The following is a 21,485-nucleotide window of genomic DNA, read 5'->3' on the forward strand; positions in this document are numbered from 1 at the left end:
GAGGTTCAGTTATCCCATTTTGACCACAAGGTCAGCAACACGTGAAGCGTATCCTGCTTCATTGTCATACCAACCGAAAACCTTCACAAGATTTCCATTCGCCGAGGTCAAGGAACTGTCAAAAATACAAGAATGTGTATTTCCTACAATATCTACGGATACCAACTCTTCTGTGGTGTACTCGAGGATTCCCTTCAATGGTCCATCAGCCGCGTTTTTCATTGCAGCGTTAACTTCCTCAACGGTAACGTCTTTCTTCAAAATCACAGTGAAATCTGTGATCGATCCATCTGGAGTTGGGACACGCACAGCTCGTCCGTCAAGTTTCCCTTTCATTTCAGGAAGAACCTTCCCTACTGCAGATGCAGCTCCAGTTGATGTAGGAATCATACTCAAGGCAGCAGCACGTGCACGACGAAGGTCGCTGTGTGGTGCATCTTGAATGCTTTGATCAGCAGTGTAAGCGTGAATGGTGGTGATGTATCCTTTCTCAATTCCGAAAGTATCGTTCAATACCTTCACCATTGGAGCCAAACAGTTCGTTGTACAACTTGCGTTTGACACGATGTTGTCTTCAGGAGAGAGAACTTCTTCATTCACTCCAAGAACTACCGTCGTGATATCACCTTTCGCAGGTGCTGAGATAACAACACGCTTCGCTCCAGCTGTGAGGTGCTTTCCAGCTCCTTCACGATCACGGAATACACCCGTTGATTCGATCACAACGTCAACACCAAGTTCTGCCCAAGGCAAGTTTTCAGGGTTGCGTTCGCTGTATACTTTGATACGGTCACCGTTGATGATCAAATCATTCCCGTCAACCGAAATTTCTCCTTCGAATTTCCCGTGAATGCTGTCCCACTTGAAAAGGTGAGCTAGCACGTCCACGTTAGTAAGGTCGTTCACCGCTACGATATCTACACCTTCTTTGTTCAACAACTGACGAAGGCTCAGACGGCCGATGCGGCCGAATCCGTTGATCGCTACTTTTTTCATTGGTATAAGTTTCCTTGGTTTAAATAGAGAGGATCCTAGACATGCGGATCTCTTCCTTATTCATTTCTGCTTTACTATCGATGGCTTCAGCCAGTGAAACGAAGACTTCTCTATCGTTCTGAACTCCCACCATCACATTTGATTTTCCTTGAAGCAAGCCTTCTACTGCGCTCACGCCCATGCGGCTGGCCAACACGCGGTCCCAAGCACTAGGAACACCCCCACGCTGGATGTGTCCGAGTACTGTTACGCGTACTTCATATTGCTCGTACTTCTCAGTCACCTTCTTGGCAACCTCGTATGCACCACCGTTGGCATCACCTTCAGCTACGATGACGATGCTACTTGTTTTATTACTTGCCTTTCCTTTATCAAGAATCGCGATGAGTTCATCAATGCTCATCTCTTCTTCAGGTAACATGACCGCAATGGCACCAGTAGCCAAACCTGCACGCAATGCGATAAAACCTGAATCTCGTCCCATGACTTCCACGAAGAATAGACGGTTGTGACTATTGGCGGTATCACGAATCTTGTCGATCGCTTCAACAACTGTGTTTGTCGCCGTATCAAAGCCAATGGTATTATCCGAACCGTAGAGGTCGTTATCAATGGTTCCTGGAATTCCCATCACAGGGAAACCATGCTCTTCATTGAAAATCTTCGCCCCAGTGAACGTACCGTTACCACCAATGGTGATCAACGCATCCACATCGTGTTCTTTCAACTGACGGTAAGCCTCTGCTCTCCCCTCTTTCGTTCTGAATTCTTCCGATCGCGCAGATTTCAAAATGGTACCGCCACGACCAAGAATCTTGGCTACCGAACGCACATTAAGACGTTTGAAATCTCCTTTGATCAACCCGTCGTAGCCTTGAAACACACCTACGACTTCTATATCATTGAAAACAGCTGTACGAACTACACCACGAATCGCGGCGTTCATACCTGGTGCATCACCACCTGAAGTTAAGACTGCAATTTTCTTTATGCTCATCATCATTGGATAAGGGTTTGCTAAGTTAGTGTAACTTTTACACTTTCTCGCTATTTTTGTTCGAAAATGTAGTCAAAAACACCTTCGAATATGATTGCTAACCCTTCCTATTTCTGGTCTTTTAGCTTCATTTAGACTTTTATATCTTCGCATACGCTAAGTTCAACAATGACACACCTTACGAACTCACAAGTTGATATCAGCGTTGATTGTGTAGTGTTTGGATTTGATGGTGAGCAATTGAAATTGCTACTCATCGATCAGAAGCTTCCTGACTCAGGAAATCTGAATCCAGACTTACTTCAGATTGCCCTACCTGGTGATCTCATGAACGCTGGTGAAAGTCTCGACGCCTGTGCCGCTCGAGTATTAAAAGAATTGACATCCCTCGAGGGAATTTACCTGAAGCAATTCTATGCTTTTGGTGATCCAAATCGAGTAAGCGACCTGAAAGATCAGGAATGGCTGCGCAGCTTCCGCGTAAATCCTGAACGCCGTGTAATCACGGTGGCTTACTACTCGCTTGTAAAGATGGATGATTACGTTCCGCAAGCCTCTTCTTTTGCTAGTAATGCGAAGTGGATTGACATTCAAGACGTACCAGAACTGGCCTTTGACCACAACGACATTGTCGACAAAGCCATTGCTGTTCTTCGCCAGGAATTAACAACGAAACACATCGGGTTCGAACTTCTTCCTGAGAAATTCACTCTTAGCCAGCTTCAGACCCTCTATGAGACCATTCTGGATAAGAAGCTTGACAAGAGAAACTTCCGTAAGAACATCAAGAAAATGGATCAAGTCATTCCTCTTGATGAGAAGCAACAAGGCGTGCTACATAAGCCTGCACAGCTCTTCAGATTTGATCGGGATGCCAATGACAACGTGAAAGAGGAATAGTGTACATCTTACACCTTTCCTATCTTTGACATGTGAGAATCCTCTTTCTGATTTTAATCCTCCTTCCGGCGATAGCCGAAAGTCAATGGAGCGTAGACTATAATTCGGGAGTCTATCTACCTGATGAAATTGCTACCATTCGAATTGAAATTGATCAAGATAGCCTTGACCTCATTTTCTTCGAAGATAGCCTCTACTCGAATCATGAATACCCTGCTACCTTCATTTTCGAGAGCCAGAACCTCGTTGACACGGTAGAAAACATTGGATTCCGTTTGCGTGGAAACACGTCGCGAGAGGCAGATAAGAAATCATTCAAAGTCTCCTTCAATACCTTCCAACAAGGCAACGATTGGTTCGGATTCGAAAAGCTCAACTTGAACGGAGAGCACAATGACCCTTCCATCATGCGAAGTCGCCTTTGCTGGGAAATGGCGCACCAATTTGGCATCAACGCTACAATGGCGACGCATGTCCGCCTCTACATCAATGGCGAATACCGAGGACTTTACTTAAATGTTGAGCATATCGATGACACACATGTAGAGCGCCAGTTCGGAAGCGATGCAGGAGACCTTTACAAGTGTCATTGGTCAGGAAACCTCTCCTGGCAAGGTGGAGATGAAGACACCTATAAAAATGCACCTTGGGGAACTCGGATCTACGAACTCAAAACCAATAAGGCATACGACGACTACAGCGACTTCGTGCATTTCCTTGATGTATTGAACAACACTGGCATCAATGATCTGCAATGTGAACTAGAGAAGGTCTTTGACGTGCATGATTACCTCAAGGCCGCAGCCTTCGAAATCATGATCGGACACTGGGATGGTTACATCTGGAACAATAATAACTACTACCTCTACCAACGCCCTGATGACCTTCGTTTTCAATTCCTTGAATACGATCTTGATAACACCTTGGGTATCGATTGGGTGGGCATTGATTGGGCTGATCGTAACATCTACGACTACGAAAACAATGATCGCCCGTTGTACGAGCGCCTGTTGCAAATCCCTGAATACCGCGATGCCTTTACACACCATATTGAATCATTTATCGCCATGTTCTCTCAGGAGGCCTTGGAAATGAGAGTAGCTGAACTCTATGACCTGATGGAGGATGCAGCTCTTGAAGACGAGTACAAGGGGTTTGACTATGGTTTTACCGATGAAGATTTTTTACTCGCTAGCGCGGAAGCTTGGGGAGGCCATGTTGATCAAGGCATCCTAGACTATTTCGCTGATCGAGTAGAAAGCGCTCAGGAAATGTTGGAGGAATACACGCTTCCAATGGCCATTCAAGTCTCGGATAATAGTCCGTTCTTGGAGCCTATCCTTTCTTGGGAGGTAAATACACCGTTTGGCGCAGATGACGTCTATGCAGAAATTATTGTGGATGGAATCGTAACAGCGTCTATTTCCTTAACCGAAACTTTCGAAAATGAATGGCAAGCAAGCACACCGGTTTCAACGTCGCTTGACGGGCTTCATTACCAGATTAAATACTCGCGAGACGGAATTGAATCTTCCGCTTTTTGTGAGCCAAAATGGATCTGGATTTCACCTGTGGAAACGGGCTTGGTCTTAAACGAGCTCATGTCAACTAATTCAAGCAACATCGCTGACAATGCGGGAGACTATGATGATTGGTTCGAGTTGTATAACATGAACCCAACAGGAATCGCACTCGCTGACTATTGGATCACAGACAACCTTACCTACCCTGCGAAGTACCGCTACCGAGAAGGAAACATCTCTGGAACTGGTCATCGTTTGTTCTGGGCAGATAAGGAAGATGAAGAAGGACTAGACCACGCCAATTTCAGATTGAGTGGCAGCGGTGAATCGCTGACGATCGTCACCGAAGATCAGGGAGCGTTGAGAATTGTTGACAACATTTCTTTTGGAGAGATTCCAACCAATTTTAGCCTCGGAAGATCAACTGATGGCGCCCCTGATTGGATTGTTTTTGACCAACCCACGCCTAACGCTTCGAACGGTGTAGTTCATGTCCATGAGAATACTTCTTACGGACCTTCGATCTATCCGAACCCTACGACTGGCGTGTTATTCGTAACTTCAACAGAAGAGATTAAGGTGTACAATATAGAGGGTCGTTTACTTGAGACTTTTCAATCAACGAAACAGATAGACTTGAGTCACTACCCCGCAGGTTGTTATTTAATCGCTCTTGGCAACAGGAAAGTCAGAATCCTTAAACAATAGTTAGTGTTAAGGAGACACTTTCTATATATTTGGAGACAGTACCAGTGAATTCTACTTATGAAAAACCTCTACATCGCCCTGCTGGCGATGCTTTTGGGCGTGAACGCTCAAAGTCAAGTCGTATGGACTGAGCCAGCATTTCCAACTCAAACTGATCAAGTGACCCTATACTATGACGCCAGTGAAGGTAACGGCGACGTAGAAGGAGTTATTCCCGTTTACGCTCACACAGGTGTTATTACCAACGAATCAACCGGTCCGAACGACTGGCAATACGTGGTGGGTAACTGGGGAACTGCAGACAGCGAAACTGTGATGCAATTCCAAGGGAACAACATTCACACTTTTGACTTCGGTGGACAAACACTCGAAGATTTCTACAACCTTCCTGATGGAATCATTATCGAAGAACTCGCTTTTGTATTCCGCAATGCGAGTGGAACACTTGTAGGACGTGAAGCAGATGGTGGAGACATCTTCTTCCCTATTACCGATGGAGGTTTTGCAGGAAGCTTCGCTACGCCAGTAGCTACAAGTATGGCAATCGAAGAAGATGACAGCATCGATTTCGAAGCTATTTGTTCTGAAGCAGCAGATTTAAGTATTACTGTTGACGGCTCAGAAGTAGCATCTTCCAATGACGCAACTGAACTCGCTTGGACCTTCTCTGGCTACGATGCTGGTGAATACCTCGTAGAGATGTCTGCTGATAACGGAATGGAGTCTGTGACAGATCAGGTGATTGTAGTGGTGTTGCCATCATCTCCTACAACGGCCTTCCCACCAGCCTCTGCGGAGCTTGGTATCAACTACATCAACGATACTTCAGTACTGCTCTATCTTTACGCACCCTACAAAGACAACGTATTTGTTGTCGGTGATTTTAATAACTGGGAGTTCGGTCTTGACTATCTCATGACGAAGACTCCAGACAACTCGGCATACTGGATCGAAATCACTGGATTGACCCCAGGTCAAGAGTACCGTTTCCACTACCACGTGATGCCAGATAACATGCGCATCGCAGATCCTTATTCTGAAAAGATCCTTGATTACTGGAACGATCCGTGGATTGAAGATGAAGTTTACCCGAACTTGATTGAATTCCCTGCTGAATTCACAACGAATGATCCAGTAGGTATCCTTCAAACAGCTCAAGAAGAATACAACTGGACAGATGGAGACTACGAACGTCCGGAAAAGGAAAGCCTCGTTATTTACGAATTGCTTGTACGCGATTTCATTCAAGACCACAGCATGGCTACACTTTTGGATACGCTAGATTACATCGAACGTTTAGGAGCCAATGCGATAGAATTCATGCCATTTAATGAGTTCGAAGGCAACAATAGCTGGGGATACAACCCAATGTTCTTCTTCGCTCCAGATAAATACTACGGTACGGAGACGATGTATAAAGACTTCGTAAACGAATGTCACGAACGCGGAATCGCTATCATCCTTGATATCGCCCTCAACCACAGCTTCGGTCAGAACCCACAAGTACGTATGTGGTTTGATCCGTCAGCAGGAGAATACGGACAGCCTACTTCCCAAAACCCTTACTTCAATGAAGTACCGATGCACGATTTCAACGTGGGTTATGACTACAACCACGAATCGGGCGTAACACGAGAATTCTGTAAGCGAGTGCTCGAACACTGGATCACGGAATACCACATCGATGGTTACCGAATGGACTTAAGTAAAGGGTTCACGCAGAATAATACCCTCGGAAACGTAGGTGCTTGGAATCAATATGACCAAAGTCGTGTAGACATTCTGAATGACTACGCCGGTCATGTATGGAGCGTTGATTCAGATGCTTACATGATTCTTGAGCACTTCGCGAACAATGACGAAGAAACGGCGTTAGCGAACCAAGGCTTCATGTTATGGGGTAATCACAACCACGACTTCAATGAAGCGTCAATGGGTTACTCTTCAAACTTCAACTGGGCTTCTTACCAGCAACGAGGGTGGAACGATCCTCACCTCATTGCATTCGCTGAAAGCCATGACGAAGAGCGTTTGATGTACAAAAACCTCCTCTACGGTAACTCAAACGGTGGATACGACATTACGAATATGTCTACTGCCCTAGCTCGCCAAGAAATGGTTCACGTATTCTTGATGTCTATCCCAGGACCAAAGATGATGTGGCAATTTGGAGAACTTGGATATGACTACTCAATCAACACTTGTGAAGATGGAGTGACGATCGAAGAAGGTTGTCGTACATCGCCAAAGCCAATTCGCTGGGATTACCAAGACGAAGACGATCGCGCTCGTGTTTACAATGTTTCAGCAGCAATGAACTTGCTTCACACAACTGAAGCGGCGTTCTCGACGAACAACTTCTCATTAGACGTCGGAGGAACTGGTAAACGAATCCACTTGAATCATCCAGAGATGAATGTGGTTGTTGCAGGAAACTTCGACGTTGTTGGATTCGACATGTCTCCAGGATTCCAGAATACTGGAACGTGGTATGATTACTTCTCTGGAGAGTCATTTGAAGTAACTGATGTCAATGTGTCATTCTTCTTCGAACCAGGAGAATACCATGTATACACAGATCAGCCCCTTGAAACTCCAGTCATTGATAACTCTATCGAGGAATTGGAACAACTTAGCTTTAATGCGTGGCCAAATCCATTCCGCGATGTCATCAACATCGACCTCAGCAATTTCGCCGGACAGAACGTGACTGTTCAGTTGACTGATATTACAGGTCGCACCATTGATACAATCTACGCAGGCAATGCATCGAATCGCTCAAACCTCTCCTTCCCTATTACTGACGAACTAGGAAGCGGGATGTACGTGATCGTTGTTGACAACGGATCTGCGAAGTACAGCGTACCCGTATTGCGCCAATAAGATTAACTTGAAAGAACCACTCGGCCTGAACCTCCGAGACCAAAACCAAATAAGAACACCTCTAACTGAAACAAATGAATCGTTCTAAAGCCCTATCCGCTTTGCTCGCAGCCGTTTGTCTATCCTTAGGAGGATACGCTCAAACGCTAAAGGGTAAAGTCACCGGAACATCGGGTGAGGCGCTTCCATACGCGACTGTCATAGTTGTACAGACGTCGAATGGTACCTTCACCGATGACGACGGAAACTTTGTGCTCGAACTCGAACCAGGAACCTTCGATGTTCGTGCCTCATTCGTAGGATATGAGAACCTTACGAAGCCCATCACCATCGCTGATGGAGAAACAAAAACACTCAACTTCGAGCTCAAAGAAGACGGTGTATTCCTCGATGACGTTGTTGTCGTTGGATACGGTGTTCAGCGCAAAAGAGAAGTGACTGGAGCCATCGAAAAAATTGACTCTAAAACGGTGACTTCGATGCCAACCCCTTCATTCGAATCTACACTTCAAGGTCAAGCGGCCGGGGTGCAAGTTTCTCAAGGATCTGGTGCTGCTGGCGCTGGTTCATTGATTCGTGTTCGCGGTATCGCTTCTGTTTCAGCCGGAGGTGACCCGCTGTACGTAGTTGATGGTATTCCAATTACCCAAGACTACTTCCTTCGTGGAAACAGTGGAGCATTGAACAACAACCCACTCGCTTCAATTAACCCGAACGATATTGAGTCAGTTGAAATCCTCAAAGATGCAGCAGCCACTGGTATCTACGGTTCACGTGGTGCGAACGGGGTGATCCTGATTACAACAAAGCGTGGTTCTCAAAAAGGAACAAAATTCGAATTCAGCACACGTCACGGTATCGCAACACCAGCGTCGCTTCCGAACATGCTCAACACTGAGCAGTACCTACAGCTTCGTCAGGAGGCTTGGGAGAATGACGGTGGAACAGGATACGTTTGGCTACCAGGCTACACGACAGTTGGTTCTGATGCTGCATCTCGTGAGGCTGCTTTTCTAGAAGCAATGAAAACCGACACCGACTGGGTTGACGAAACCGTAGGAACTGGATTCAAGCAGATGTACAACTTCGGTGTACGTAACGGAGGAAAGAAACACGGACTCTACGCAGGTATTACTTACGATGATAATCAGTCGTACCTGATTGGTAATAGCTACGAGCGTATCAGTGGACGTGCAAACTTTGACTACACCTTCAATCGTTGGTTGAAATTGATGTTCTCGGGATCAGTTAGCCGTGGTATCAATAACAAAGTTGACGTTGCATGGTCAGGTGGACTTGGATCTGCCATGTCTACTGCCCTGCCGTATTACGGAATCCGTTATGAAGAAGACGTGCTTGATGATGACGGCAACGTGATCCACGAAGCAGGCGACTTCATCACGCAGTGGACAAACCCTGTAGCTGCTCAAGAATTGAAAAAGTGGCGAACTACTGAAGACCGTTCAATCAACAACCTCAGCTTGATGTTGACTCCAATGGAGGACTTGATCATCAAAGTAGGAGGTGGATTTGACTTCATGCACATCCGTGAAGACATCTTTAACCCTGCGGCGCTCTCTGTAACTTCAGATTTAGGAACGGCAGATCGCTTTGCGAACTACGTTTTGAACTGGAACTACAGCGCTACAGTGAACTACCTATGGGACTACGGCGAGTACCACAAGTTCAACTTCCTCGTAGGTACGGAATTCCAACGTTCTGATGCTTACGGATACAGCACGACTTACTTTGATGTAACAGGTCCTGTTTGGGAGGTCGATTCACTACGTGAAGATGCTGCCAATGTGAACCGTACTGAGAACAACCCTTCTCAATGGTCATTCCTATCGTACTTCGGACGTGTGAACTACACACTGAAAGACAAGTACGTATTCCAAGGTACAGCTCGTGTTGATGGATCATCTCGATTCGGACGTAACAACCGATACGGATTCTTCCCTTCTATTTCGGCTGGATGGATCGTATCTGAAGAGAACTTCATGAAAGGAATTGAGCGTATCAACTTCTTGAAGATTCGCACAAGCTACGGTATCACTGGTAACGCGGCCATTCCTGATTATGCCCGTTTCGGAACCTTCTCGCAAGACAACAACGGTATTCTCTACAACGGACAACCGATTATCTTCCCACTCCAGCTTGCAAACCCTAACCTACGTTGGGAAACTTCAGCAACCTGGGATGCAGGAATTGAACTCGGACTTCTAGACGACCGCATTACGATGGAGTTAGGGGTGTACCGCAAGATGAGCCGTGATGTACTATTGAACGTAAACGTATCACCGAGTACAGGATTCACCAACTACTGGGATAACGTAGCGCAGATCTTGAACCGAGGAGTTGAATTCTCGATTAAGTCGCGCAATGTCGTTGGTAAATTCAACTGGACTACAGACTTGAACATATCTCGTAACTACAATGAGCTCGTTGATATCGGCGACTACACTCCAGACGCTGTTTCTGGTGGTACAAACGATTCACGTGTAATTGTAGGTCAGCCAGTTGGATCTTTCTACTTAGTTGAATTTTCTCACGTTGATCCAGACAATGGACTTCCAGTATATATCGATCTAGAAGGTAACGAAACGTACGACTATGATAACGCCATTCGTAAATACGTAGGTGACGGACTTCCAGATGTTATTGGTGGGGTAACCAACAGTTTCCAATGGAAGAACTGGGATCTATCTGCTTTGATGACATTCAGCATCGGTGCGAAGATCTTCGATTCGTCTTCTAAGCGTCAGCTTGGAGTTGTTACAGATTGGAACATGCGTACAGAGATTTACGATCGCTGGCGTCAGCCTGGTGACTTGAGCACCTTCCCTCGTCTGACACTGGATGAAACTACTTACGGTCTGCCTTCTGGATTCCCTTGGTGGAATACTGACCTTTTCGTGTTTGACGCAAGCTACGTGCGCATGCGTAACCTTACACTTGGGTACAACTTCCAGAACGTGAAAGTGAAGAACCTTGACTTCGATCAGTTCCGCGTAGCGTTCAACGTGACAAACTTGTTCACCTTGACGAACTTCCCAGGACTTGATCCGGAAGTGGTTCGTGACTTTGAGAACGCACAAGACCGTAACCTATCACCGAATGTTACTTACCTCACTCCTCCTCAGGAAAGAGCATACAACATTCAAATCAACATTAGTTTCTAATCCATAAAGGCAAAGACATGAAAAAGATATTTCTATTGATCATGGTTTCTACAGCCTTTTGGGGTTGTGATAAACTACTTGAATTCGAACCGGGTGATGTTGTCATCGACGAGACGGCACTAGAAACACCGGAAGATGCTCAACGTCTATTGAATTCAAACTACGATGTACTAGGGAACCTCTATGACGGACGAGTTCAGAACATTGCTGAACTGCTGTCTGATAACTTGGCCTTCCCAGATAACAACAACGATTTCATTGCTGTATTCAACCGTGAAACGAACTTCTTTACCACTGGTACAGGAAGTGTTTACACTGACCTTTACCGAGCTGTTTATCGTGGAAATGCCCTGATTCAGAACTTCGACCTCATCGAAGGATTGTCTGAAGACGAGCAAACACGCATGGAGGCTGAAGTACGATTCATTCGCGCACTATGTCACTGGCAAGCAGTGAAGCTTTGGGCTCAGCCTTACGGATGGACCGCAAACAACACGCACTTGGGTGTTCCGATTCGCCGCGAGGCATCTCAGGAACCGTTGCTACGTTCAACTGTTGGTGAAGTGTATGACTTCATCTTGGAAGACCTCCAGTACGCTCGTGCGAATCTGCCTGAGCAGAATGATGTTTACGCAGACCGCAACAGTGCTACTGCCCTTCTAGCGAATGTTTACTTCCTCATGGGAGATTACACGAACGCTGCTTCACTTGCAAGCGAAGTTATTGAGTCAGGTCAGTACACGCTCGATGAAGACATTGATCGTTACGAAGTTGAAACTACGAACACAGAGACAATCTTTGGTATTGTTGGTAACTTGATCGACAACCGTTCGGAAAACTTCCGCGACAATTACCGTTCAGACAACAACCCAGATCCAAACTTGACGTTTAGTGCTGACGTAGCTGAATTGCTTTCGTTGAACGCATCAGACGCTCGCAACGAATGGGTAACCGCTGGTGGAGACCTCAACCTCGTAAACAAGTTCAATGGAAAGGAATTCTTCAATATTCCTATCCTCTACTTGACAACGATGAAGTTGATGCGCGCAGAAGCCTTGGCTCAGTCTGGGGGCGATCTTTCTACGGCTATTGAAGATATCAACGACATTCGTGACCGTGCCTTCGGCGAAGGGTTGAATGATCTTGATCCTTCTTCTACTGCTGAAGAGGTCATTGCCGCAGCTCGTGCTGAATACCGAAAAGAAACGCTTTGTGAAGGAGTTTGGATTGACCAACTGAAGCGCATGGGTGTTGCGGGGGAAGATATCACTGTTCGTGGTGCACCGTATGATTGCCCAGGTATGGCTATTCAGTTCCCTAACGGGGAAACAACATCAGAAGGATTCATCCTTAATGAAGAAGGAGGATGTCTGTGATGAATAAGATTGAAACGAAGAATCAGAATAAGAGCGTGAGCATGAAGAATTTCACTCGCTTTTTCACCCTCGCCTTTGCCCTGACGATCCTTTTCGCAGGTTGTAAAGAAGAGATCGAAGGTGAACTCGGCGAACCTTTTGACAAGGTGGCCGGACTAAATGGAAAATGGGAACTCACTTCTTTCATCCAGAAAGACTTGAACAACCCAATTAAAGAAGAACGCGACTTGAGTCAGTTCTACATTGTAGATGGTGTTACACCGCTGCAATTGACATTTAACTCAAGTGATTTGTCATATGAAGTTGCCATTACCGAAGGAAGAAACTATTTCGGAGAAGGTGGGAACTGGCGTCTTGATGATCCAGAATACCCTACGCAGGTAATTATGGAATCAGCAACTGACACTGCTGCATTTGATTTGGGTACCATCGTTAGAACGTTTGATTCTAGCATGGAACTCGAATTACTCCGCGGTTGCGACGTTGGTGGAGACAACGAGACTCAAACGGTGATTTACCGTTTCGTATTTAACCGAGTAAACGAATAAGCGCTATGAAGAAGTTAATGATGACCCTTTGCGCACTATTCGGCCTTCAGGCTGCGAACGCGCAAGTTGCATATATCCTACCCTCTCCTACTGACGCGAATGAAGAAGTAACGCTCTTCATCGATATCAGTCAGTCTGCCGACGGTACACAGAACAATGCACTGAAAGCAATTCTTACGGATCACCCAGATGATGATGTATATCTGTGGAGTTGGAACCCTGCCGAACCTGTGACTGGAAATGGTGACTGGGGTGCCTCAAATGAGGAACTCTTGATGACTAAGGTGAGTGACCTCCTCTACTCGATTACTTTCGTTCCAACAGAATTCTACGGAGTTGACGGAGCAACATTCTTCGCGAATGGAATCTCTTGTCTTGCGAAATTGTCCAATGGTAATGAATATGATGGTGAGTACGAAGGAGAAGCAAAAACAGAAGATTTATCTGTGACTGTTGTTCCTAAGCTCTGCGATCGTCGCCTCTGCATCTTCCCAGAAATCAAGGAGCAAGATGACTTTGTTGCGATTACTTATGACAACAACCAAGAAGAACTCGAAGGATTGCAAAATCTTGGAGCGGATGAGTGTTATGTATACATGCTCGGACGTGTAAGCAGCTTTGTTTTCTACGAATACGTTCCTGCTGATCAGGTAACCTCTACTCCAGAACTCCAACTGCAACCAGTAGAAGGGGAACCTGGGAAGTTCCGATTGATCTTCATTCCAGAAGATCTCTTCACTATGCTTCCAGAAGGCGAAGAGCTTTCTTCGATTGAATTCCGCATTATGCGAGAAGGGTTCACTTACCCTGGTTCACCACCAGTAGAAGTGATCTCTATTCTTAATTGTGACTAAATTCAAGGGCCCTCGTGGCCCTTTTTTGAACCTCCATCCATGAAACAGCTACACATTGTCTTCGGGCTTTGCTTGTTCCTCGCTGCGTGTACATCTGAACAACCCGCAGAAGAATCGACTCCTACACATGAAGATCACCTGATCGGACTAGCGAAGCCCATTCGCATGGCTTACGATACAACGACAGTTTACCTTGAAGACTTCTTTGGCGATCTATCCAAAGTTGAATCAGTTATCATGGAAGGTGATTCATTAGAAATCGATGCATCCTGTGGATGTGTTCACATTACTACTTCACCTGCCCTTCCTCTTGGTGCTTTGACGGTGAATTACGCTAGCGCGGAACACCATATTCCAATGATCCGTTCGGAGAAACAAGCGGTTCACATGGTGGTAGAACTTGATCAGGATGCTACTGAAGTCGCCATTGCTGGTAGCATTAATGGATGGAACCCAAGTGCTACGCCGCTTTATCAGGAAAACGGAAACTGGGCTTGCGACCTTATTCTGGACCCAGGTCTTTACGAATACCAAGTAGTAGTGGATGGAGAATGGAAGCTGGATGAGAAGAATCCTCTGAGCAAGTCGAATGGCATGGGTGGAACTAACTCTTACTTCGTCGTTGGAGGAGAATCATCTAAGCCGCACATGACTGCACTTGGATATACCTCTTCAAGTGTCAGGTACTCGGTAGAAGAAGAAAGTACAGTACACTACTGGTGGGAAGATACTTTTGTTGGATCGGTTGAACTGTTAGCCAATGATGAAGTTAGCTTTCAAATTCCAGCGATAGCAAAACAAAAAGAACGAAGCGTTCTCCGCATTTGGATTACGAATGATGAAAAGGTTGGGAATGATTTGTACATCCCGCTTAAAAAGGGAGAACCTATTACTTCCACGGCTGACCTCACTCGTGCAGACATCCACGCCTGGACTATGTACTTCTTGCTTGTTGACCGCTTTGCTGATGGCAATGACGCAAACAACGACCCAGTCGACGATCCGTCCATCCTTCCGATCGCCAATCACTTTGGAGGAGACTTCTCTGGGATCAATGAAAAAGTAGCTTCTGGTTACTTCGAAGATCTGGGAATGAACACCATCTGGGTATCTCCAATCACCCGAAACGCAGAAGGCGCTTGGGGACTTTGGGACAAAGGTATCACAAGTACATTCAGTGGATACCATGGTTACTGGCCAGTGAGCTCTACGGAGATCGACCCTCATTTTGGAACTGACTCTTCGTTCAGAAAGCTCATTGATGACGCCCATGCAAAAGACATGAACCTCATCGTTGACTACGTTGCAAATCACGTACACCAAAACCACCCAGTATACCAACAACACCCTGATTGGGCAACGGATCTCTACCTGCCTGATGGGTCTCTCAACACAGAACGTTGGGATGAATACCGACTCACGACTTGGTTCGATACCTTCCTCCCTACCCTCGACCTCGAGCGCGAAGAGGTATACGAACCTATGACAGATAGTGCGATCTATTGGCTCGAGAATTACCCAATTGACGGTTTCCGTCATGATGCGACTAAGCATATTCCCGAGGTGTTCTGGCGCACATTGACGCAAAAAGCCAAGCAACGTGTGCTTGCTAATGAGGAGCGTCCATTCTTTCAGATTGGCGAGACTTACGGTAGCCCGGAATTGATCAGCAGCTATGTTTCTACAGGACAACTAGACGCACAGTTCGATTTTAACCTTTACGATGCCATGGTTGACGCCTTCGCCAAGGATGAAACTAGCTTCGAGAACCTTGACCGCGTTCTTCAAGAGAGTCTTCACTATTATGGCTCACACCACTTGATGGGGAACATCACTGGTAATCAAGATCGCGCACGATTTATCTCCTATGCTGACGGTGCAGTAGACTTCGCTGAAGACGCAAAACTCGCAGGATGGACTCGTGACATTGAGAATCAAGGTGCTGAAGGATATGACAAGCTTTCATTGCTCCATGCCTTCCTCATGACGACACCAGGTATTCCTTGTGTTTACTATGGAGACGAAATCGGTATGCCTGGAGGGAATGACCCTGACAACCGTAGAATGATGATCTTCGACGAGCTATCTGCTGAACAACAAGCAACTCGCGATGGACTCGCTGCCCTTGCAAAGCTGAGAAATGAGCGCATGTCGCTTATTTACGGCGATATCCAAGTTCAACGTAACGATAGCGTGATGGTATTTACTCGAACCTATTTGAATGAGGCTACAGTGGTGGTTATTTCAAAAGGTGCGAGTGTCTCTATGGCACCTAAGGAAATGGGAACAGAAATCATCTCAAAAAATGCTTCAGTAGCAGACGATACGCTCAACTTTAACGGAGCGGGTTACTACATTGGAGAGATTTCTAAGTAGACAGTAGCGAAGGTTTTTTCTACCTTGTAAGGAAACACCTTACTGATGAAAAAACTTTCCTCTCTACTCCTTGCAACAGCATTTGCGATTGGTGCTTCGGCACAGTGTGACCCGGTTACTTTTGATGGGTTAACAAGCGACACCATGGTATCTGATCAATTCCAAGAATGTGGAATGATCTTCTCTACCCCAGGAAGCGCAGAACTTCCCGTAACCTACGACTACGGAGCCGGGTCTTGGGGAATGATCATGCACAGCTCAACTTGGTACTCTCCCATCCGCATTGATTTCGTTGACGGAGCGAATGGTACGCCATTGAGTATTTCCAGTATCTCGTTTTCGAATCCTATCGATAGCGAGATCGATGTGATTGTACTCGAAGCTTATGATGCTAATGACAATCTTCTAGGCACCTACACAAGTAACAGCCCGGAGGAGGTCGTTTTCGACTACGGTTCACCTGACATCTTCTATGTTATTCTAGACGATGTCAACGATGAGTCAGCCTATGTCATTGATAACATTGAAATCGTTCAAAACGTAGTGAGCGTCAATGAATCAAGTGCCACACTCGCACCACGCTACTACCCGAATCCATTCGAACATACGCTTACCGTTGACCGCATTGAAGTGGGCGACAAAATCGAACTCTTCGATGTGACTGGCCGCATGGTATATGCCGAGCAAGCTACCTCCTCTCAAATCATCATCTCAGGAGACCGCCTCGCGGCAGGACGCTACCTACTGAAGATTTTCAGAGATGGAGTGCCGATTTTGACGGAGGCGGTGAAACGATAAATTTTAAGGCTTATGGCATAAGGCGTGAGGCTTAAGGAATTCTACTTAGGCCTTACGCCTTATGCCATAAGCCCAGCAAGACATGAAAAACGCCCTCAACCTCCTCATCGTCCTCTCGTCTTTTATCGGCTACCTGGAATGGGGAGGTGGGAATAGTCAGCTCTTGATTCAAATGGAGGGTGAAATCTTGAGGAAACTCACTTCTGATCCTGCTTCTATTCTTCATCCACTCATCATTTTGCCGATGATTGGACAAGGCGTACTGTTATTCACCTTGAGACAAACACCACCAAACAAATGGCTCACGCTGCTAGGGATAGTGTGTATTGGTGCATTGATGGTCATCATCCTAATTGCAGGAATCGCAGGCCAAAGAGGAATGATCATTCTATCAACGCTTCCCTTTTTCGCAATTGCAATCTTCACCATCTACCAGCATTTCCTTCGCAGGACGAGGGTCTAGAGTCGAGAGACAAGGGGGGAGAAACGATAATCTATAACCGATAACCCATAACCACCGCAATCCGCAATCCGCGTTCCGCAATCCGCATTCCGCTTCCCGCGTTCCGCACTCCTCCTACAGCCTTCCAAGATTCTCACTTCAATTTCAGCCTTTTAGAAGTACGAAACTTCAGACGAGGTCGTTCTTACCCCGAACCGCTAATTTCGTACTTTCGTCGCCCGTGAGACTGTTAACCCTTTTTGTACTTCTTTTTGCCGGTATTTCGGCCTTCGGACAGAAAGCCACTGTGAGTGGAACCGTGACCGATGAAAAAGGAAAATCCCTTCCTCGTGCTACGGTATTCAATAAAAATGACCGTAGAGAAGCGATTTCATGTGATGATGAAGGTCGTTACTCACTCGAGGTAACTCCCGGGACGGTTACCATTGTATACAGCTTCACCGGTTCTAAACCGGTCGAGATTACCTTCGAAGCGGCTCCTGGAGAACAAATCTTCAAGGATGCAAAGATCAAGCTCGGTACGGATATTGGCCAAGCAGACATCGTAGCGGAAGGTGATCGCACGAAGCCACTAACAAGACTTGAACCCAAAGTATATTCTCGAATTCCTTCAACTCGAGGAACAATTGAAGACCTCCTTCTTCAAGCTCCGGTGAACTTCACTAGTGAATTGAGCTCTTCGTACAACGTACGTGGAGGTAACTTCGACGAGAACTTGGTCTACGTAAACGGTATTCAGGTTTATCGTCCGTTCTTGGTGCGTGCTGGACAGCAAGAGGGTCTCTCCTTCCCGAATCCAGACATGGTAAACAACATTTACTTCTCTGCAGGTGGATTTGAAGCGAAGTACGGTGATCGCATGTCTTCTGTACTTGACATTCAATACCGCACACCTACGGAGTACGCTGGATCTGTGACCGCTTCTATGCTGGGAACATCCTTGCAGTTTGAAGGCATCAACAAGAAGGGCAACTTCACACACAACAGTGGTTTCCGTTACCGAAACAACAGTTATGTCTTAGGGTCGCTTGACGAACAGGGAGACTACAATCCAAACTACCTCGACTTCCAGACCTTCATGACTTGGAAGAAGAGTGCCTACTCGCAATGGAGCTACAACTTCCTCGGAAACGTCTCTAGGAATCGATACAACTTCATCCCTCAGACACGTGAAACAGACGTGGGTAATATCAATGAAGCACTTCGTTTGACTGTCTTCTTTAATGGCCAAGAACGAACGGGGTTTGATACCTACTTCGGTGCTTTCAGCGCGGCACGAGCTACTGAGAATTCTCGCATGCAGTTCATCGCATCGGCATTCCAGACATTTGAATTTGAGACTTTTGATATCCTTGGAGCGTACAGCCTTGACGAACTCGAGCGTGATTTAGGTTCAGATGAATTTGGTGAGGTACTAACCAACCGTGGTGTGGGTGCTTTCCTCGATCATGCACGTAATGAGCTCGAGGCAACTGTACTTAACTTTACACATACAGGATTCTCTATCCTTCCTAACGATAACGTATTGGAATGGGGTGTGAAGTACCAGTACGAGAATATTTACGATAAGCTTAGCGAATGGAACTACGTTGATTCTGCTGGCTTCTCTTCTCCTCACCCGCAAGATTCTATCGGATACCAGGTTCCTAGTCTTCAACCTGATCAACAGATCATTCTGCGTGACGTGATCAAGGGAGAAAACGATGTGGTTTCTTCTCGTGTAACGGCATACGTTCAGAATACCTGGAGTACAGAGACGGAAGAAGGACACGAATGGAACTTCAACGTTGGACTTCGTGGAAACTACTGGAGCTTCAACAATGAGTTTGTTGGAGGTCCGCGTGCGCACATGTCGTATAAGCCTCGTTGGATTAAGTATGAATCTGCTGACGGCGATACGCTCATTCGCAGAGACATCATCTTCAACCTTGCTGGAGGATTGTACTACCAACCGGCATTCTACCGTGAAATGCGTGGAATCACTGGTGAAGTCAACCCAGACATCCAAGCGCAGCGTTCAATTCACGTAGTGGCAGGGATTGACTACCTCTTTGAAGCCTTTGATCGTCCATTCAAGCTTGTAACGGAGGTTTACTACAAAGACTACTCGAACCTCATTCCATACGAGGTAGAGAATGTCCGTTTGAGGTACTACGGCGAGAACCTTGCGAATGGATATGCTACAGGAGCTGACGTCATGCTCAACGGTGAGTTCATCAAAGGAATCCAGAGTTGGCTACGTGTATCGTTCTTGAAAACAGAAGAAGATCTCGTTAATGACTTCTACTACGAACGTTTCAACGATGAAGGGAATCTTATCATTCCTGGATTCACCCTAAACGATGATGCTGTTGACAGCAATCTCGTTGAGCCAGGATTCATTCCTCGTCCTACCGACCAGCGTTTGAGCTTCTCTATGCTGTTCCAGGATGAGATGAAGCGTTGGCCAGAGTACAAGGTGCTGGTCAGCATTTTCTACGGTACTGGACTCCCTTACGGCCCTCCTAGTTTCGAACGTTACTTGGACGTGTTGCGTACTAGCGCTTACCGCCGTGTAGACATTGGGTTCTCACGTGAATTGGTGGTTAAACCAGCCGAAGAACGAAACAAGTTCAAGTGGATGAAGGAAGGTTATGTGGCGCTTGAAGTATTCAATATTCTTGGAGTAAACAATACCATTAGCCAAACATGGATTGAAGACGTCAACGGACGTCAGTATGCGATTCCTAACTTCTTGACAGGACGTCGTCTTAATTTGAAAGTGGCATTTAAGTTCTAGCGAACGATTACTTGAGTTGCTAGTCGAACTCCATCATTTTTTTCGATCAACACCACGTAACTCCCCTCTTGAGGAATACGCCATTCCGCGCTAGCGAGATCAGAGATAACCAAACGACCTTGAAGGTCAAACACCTGAGCCGAACGAATCTGGTGAGTTGGAATATCCATCTTCATTTGATCCGAGGTCGTCAAAGGGTTTGGGTAGAGATTCAATTCCGCGCTAGCGAGATCATCAATGTTCAACAAACAACCATCCCAGATATCAAGGACCTGAGAAACGCTGGATTCTCCAGACTCAAGCAAAGCGCCCCAAAGCTGCATTGATTCATAGTAGTAGGCGATGACAACATTCGCTGGAGAAGGCTGACCATCAGCGGTCTCCACTTGAACAGTGTAACAACCACGAGGGAAGCACATAGCCTCAGAATACTCAAACTCAAGCGAGCTGAGCTCAAATTCGAAGTCAAGGAAATTCTGATTGAAGTTGTTCGTCACATCGATATGATAGGTCATTCCCATGGCACCGAAATACTGCACCGAAAGGAAGCCATCAAAGCAATCAGTGGGATCATATGGCGTGCCCGTGTAGCTGAAATCACATGCTTGATCTGAGTAGAAACCCGTCCACAATTCAAGATCAATATCATACTCTTGTCCTTCAACAAAGGGTACGTCAAGATTAACCAAATGAATGCTGCTTTGCCCGATACCAAAGAAGAGCACTTCTTCTTGTCCGTGCAGCACGTCATCCACATACACCTTGAATCCAGGGTAGCTGAAAATGTCTTCCCCTGAGTTCTCTACTTCGATCAACAGAATCGATTGGTCAACGGGATGAATGAATACATCCACAATATTCAGAGCGTCACACTCGTTTTGACTATATGCGACCGTGCTGACGAGAGCAAACGTGACCAACAACAACTTCTTCATGTTTCTCATATTCCTTTTGACGAGAAGATAGATCGCAAGTTACACTACTCCCCTTTTCTGTCTGTGCATGTTGTAGCACAATGCGCTGCAACCCTTTGAAACACGAGCCTTAACAAGTACTGAACTCCAGTTAACATTTCTTGGCAAGGTTCTTGGATTTGGATACA

At 46.1% G+C, this 21,485-nt stretch carries 14 protein-coding genes; 11 read left to right on the forward strand and 3 right to left on the reverse strand.

All coding sequences use genetic code 11. The annotated features are described in order from the left end of the window. Positions 1-9: 9 nt before the first annotated feature. Together gap and pfkA are read right to left on the reverse strand one after the other, a co-directional pair. Entirely contained in the window at positions 10-996 is a 987-nt protein-coding gene (gap, locus tag RA156_RS08050; RefSeq protein ID WP_306644063.1) for a type I glyceraldehyde-3-phosphate dehydrogenase, read from the reverse strand. 19 nt (positions 997-1,015) lie between these two features. Next, complete coding sequence (pfkA, locus tag RA156_RS08055) at positions 1,016-1,999, reverse strand: 6-phosphofructokinase (protein ID WP_306644064.1); 984 nt, start codon at positions 1,997-1,999, stop codon at positions 1,016-1,018. A gap of 162 nt (positions 2,000-2,161) precedes the next feature. Here pfkA and RA156_RS08060 point away from each other — a divergent pair, with 162 nt between their 5' ends. The 11 genes from RA156_RS08060 to RA156_RS08110 all read left to right on the forward strand — a co-directional run bounded on the left by RA156_RS08060 (position 2,162) and on the right by RA156_RS08110 (position 20,383). Next, positions 2,162-2,893, forward strand: a complete 732-nt coding sequence (locus RA156_RS08060; protein ID WP_306644065.1) for an NUDIX hydrolase — start codon at positions 2,162-2,164, stop codon at positions 2,891-2,893. 32 nt (positions 2,894-2,925) lie between these two features. After that, complete coding sequence (locus RA156_RS08065; protein ID WP_306644066.1) at positions 2,926-5,124, forward strand: CotH kinase family protein; 2,199 nt, start codon at positions 2,926-2,928, stop codon at positions 5,122-5,124. A 57-nt stretch (positions 5,125-5,181) separates the two neighbouring features. Continuing rightward, positions 5,182-8,007, forward strand: a complete 2,826-nt coding sequence (locus RA156_RS08070; RefSeq protein WP_306644067.1) for an alpha-amylase family glycosyl hydrolase — start codon at positions 5,182-5,184, stop codon at positions 8,005-8,007. A 74-nt stretch (positions 8,008-8,081) separates the two neighbouring features. Next, positions 8,082-11,189, forward strand: coding sequence for a SusC/RagA family TonB-linked outer membrane protein (locus RA156_RS08075; RefSeq protein WP_306644068.1), 3,108 nt, complete (start codon positions 8,082-8,084; stop codon positions 11,187-11,189). Between the two features lie 17 nt (positions 11,190-11,206). Continuing rightward, a complete protein-coding gene (locus tag RA156_RS08080) occupies positions 11,207-12,565 on the forward strand; it encodes a RagB/SusD family nutrient uptake outer membrane protein (protein WP_306644069.1) in 1,359 nt (452 codons plus the stop codon). After that, complete coding sequence (locus RA156_RS08085; protein ID WP_306644070.1) at positions 12,565-13,113, forward strand: DUF5004 domain-containing protein; 549 nt, start codon at positions 12,565-12,567, stop codon at positions 13,111-13,113. The genes RA156_RS08080 and RA156_RS08085 overlap by 1 nt, the downstream gene beginning before the upstream one ends. Positions 13,114-13,118: 5 nt before the next feature. Further along, positions 13,119-13,967 (forward strand): hypothetical protein, encoded by an 849-nt coding sequence (locus RA156_RS08090; RefSeq protein ID WP_306644071.1) that lies wholly within the window; start codon positions 13,119-13,121, stop codon positions 13,965-13,967. 39 nt (positions 13,968-14,006) lie between these two features. Beyond that, positions 14,007-16,343 carry an alpha-amylase family glycosyl hydrolase gene (locus tag RA156_RS08095; protein ID WP_306644072.1) on the forward strand — a complete coding sequence of 779 codons (2,337 nt, stop codon included), beginning with the start codon at positions 14,007-14,009 and terminating at the stop codon, positions 16,341-16,343. Between the two features lie 45 nt (positions 16,344-16,388). Beyond that, positions 16,389-17,141 carry a T9SS type A sorting domain-containing protein gene (locus RA156_RS08100; RefSeq protein WP_306644073.1) on the forward strand — a complete coding sequence of 251 codons (753 nt, stop codon included), beginning with the start codon at positions 16,389-16,391 and terminating at the stop codon, positions 17,139-17,141. 82 nt (positions 17,142-17,223) lie between these two features. Then, a complete protein-coding gene (locus RA156_RS08105) occupies positions 17,224-17,604 on the forward strand; it encodes a hypothetical protein (protein WP_306644074.1) in 381 nt (126 codons plus the stop codon). A gap of 220 nt (positions 17,605-17,824) precedes the next feature. Next, positions 17,825-20,383, forward strand: coding sequence for a TonB-dependent receptor (locus RA156_RS08110; RefSeq protein ID WP_306644075.1), 2,559 nt, complete (start codon positions 17,825-17,827; stop codon positions 20,381-20,383). Here RA156_RS08110 and RA156_RS08115 read toward each other — a convergent pair. Further along, positions 20,380-21,318, reverse strand: a complete 939-nt coding sequence (locus RA156_RS08115; protein WP_306644077.1) for a T9SS type A sorting domain-containing protein — start codon at positions 21,316-21,318, stop codon at positions 20,380-20,382. The genes RA156_RS08110 and RA156_RS08115 overlap by 4 nt on opposite strands. Positions 21,319-21,485 lie beyond the last annotated feature (167 nt).

The organism is Sanyastnella coralliicola (genome assembly GCF_030845195.1).
Taxonomy (GTDB): Bacteria; Bacteroidota; Bacteroidia; order Flavobacteriales_D; family Sanyastnellaceae; genus Sanyastnella; species Sanyastnella coralliicola.

Coding starts and splice junctions, on each gene's coding strand:
- gap (WP_306644063.1), bottom strand. CDS start 996: ATGAAAAAAGTAGCGATCAACGGATTCGGCCGCATCGGCCGTCTGAGC.
- RA156_RS08070 (WP_306644067.1), top strand. CDS start 5,182: ATGAAAAACCTCTACATCGCCCTGCTGGCGATGCTTTTGGGCGTGAAC.
- RA156_RS08115 (WP_306644077.1), bottom strand. CDS start 21,318: ATGAAGAAGTTGTTGTTGGTCACGTTTGCTCTCGTCAGCACGGTCGCA.
- RA156_RS08085 (WP_306644070.1), top strand. CDS start 12,565: ATGAATAAGATTGAAACGAAGAATCAGAATAAGAGCGTGAGCATGAAG.
- RA156_RS08075 (WP_306644068.1), top strand. CDS start 8,082: ATGAATCGTTCTAAAGCCCTATCCGCTTTGCTCGCAGCCGTTTGTCTA.
- RA156_RS08080 (WP_306644069.1), top strand. CDS start 11,207: ATGAAAAAGATATTTCTATTGATCATGGTTTCTACAGCCTTTTGGGGT.
- RA156_RS08095 (WP_306644072.1), top strand. CDS start 14,007: ATGAAACAGCTACACATTGTCTTCGGGCTTTGCTTGTTCCTCGCTGCG.
- RA156_RS08060 (WP_306644065.1), top strand. CDS start 2,162: ATGACACACCTTACGAACTCACAAGTTGATATCAGCGTTGATTGTGTA.
- RA156_RS08090 (WP_306644071.1), top strand. CDS start 13,119: ATGAAGAAGTTAATGATGACCCTTTGCGCACTATTCGGCCTTCAGGCT.
- pfkA (WP_306644064.1), bottom strand. CDS start 1,999: ATGATGATGAGCATAAAGAAAATTGCAGTCTTAACTTCAGGTGGTGAT.
- RA156_RS08105 (WP_306644074.1), top strand. CDS start 17,224: ATGAAAAACGCCCTCAACCTCCTCATCGTCCTCTCGTCTTTTATCGGC.
- RA156_RS08100 (WP_306644073.1), top strand. CDS start 16,389: ATGAAAAAACTTTCCTCTCTACTCCTTGCAACAGCATTTGCGATTGGT.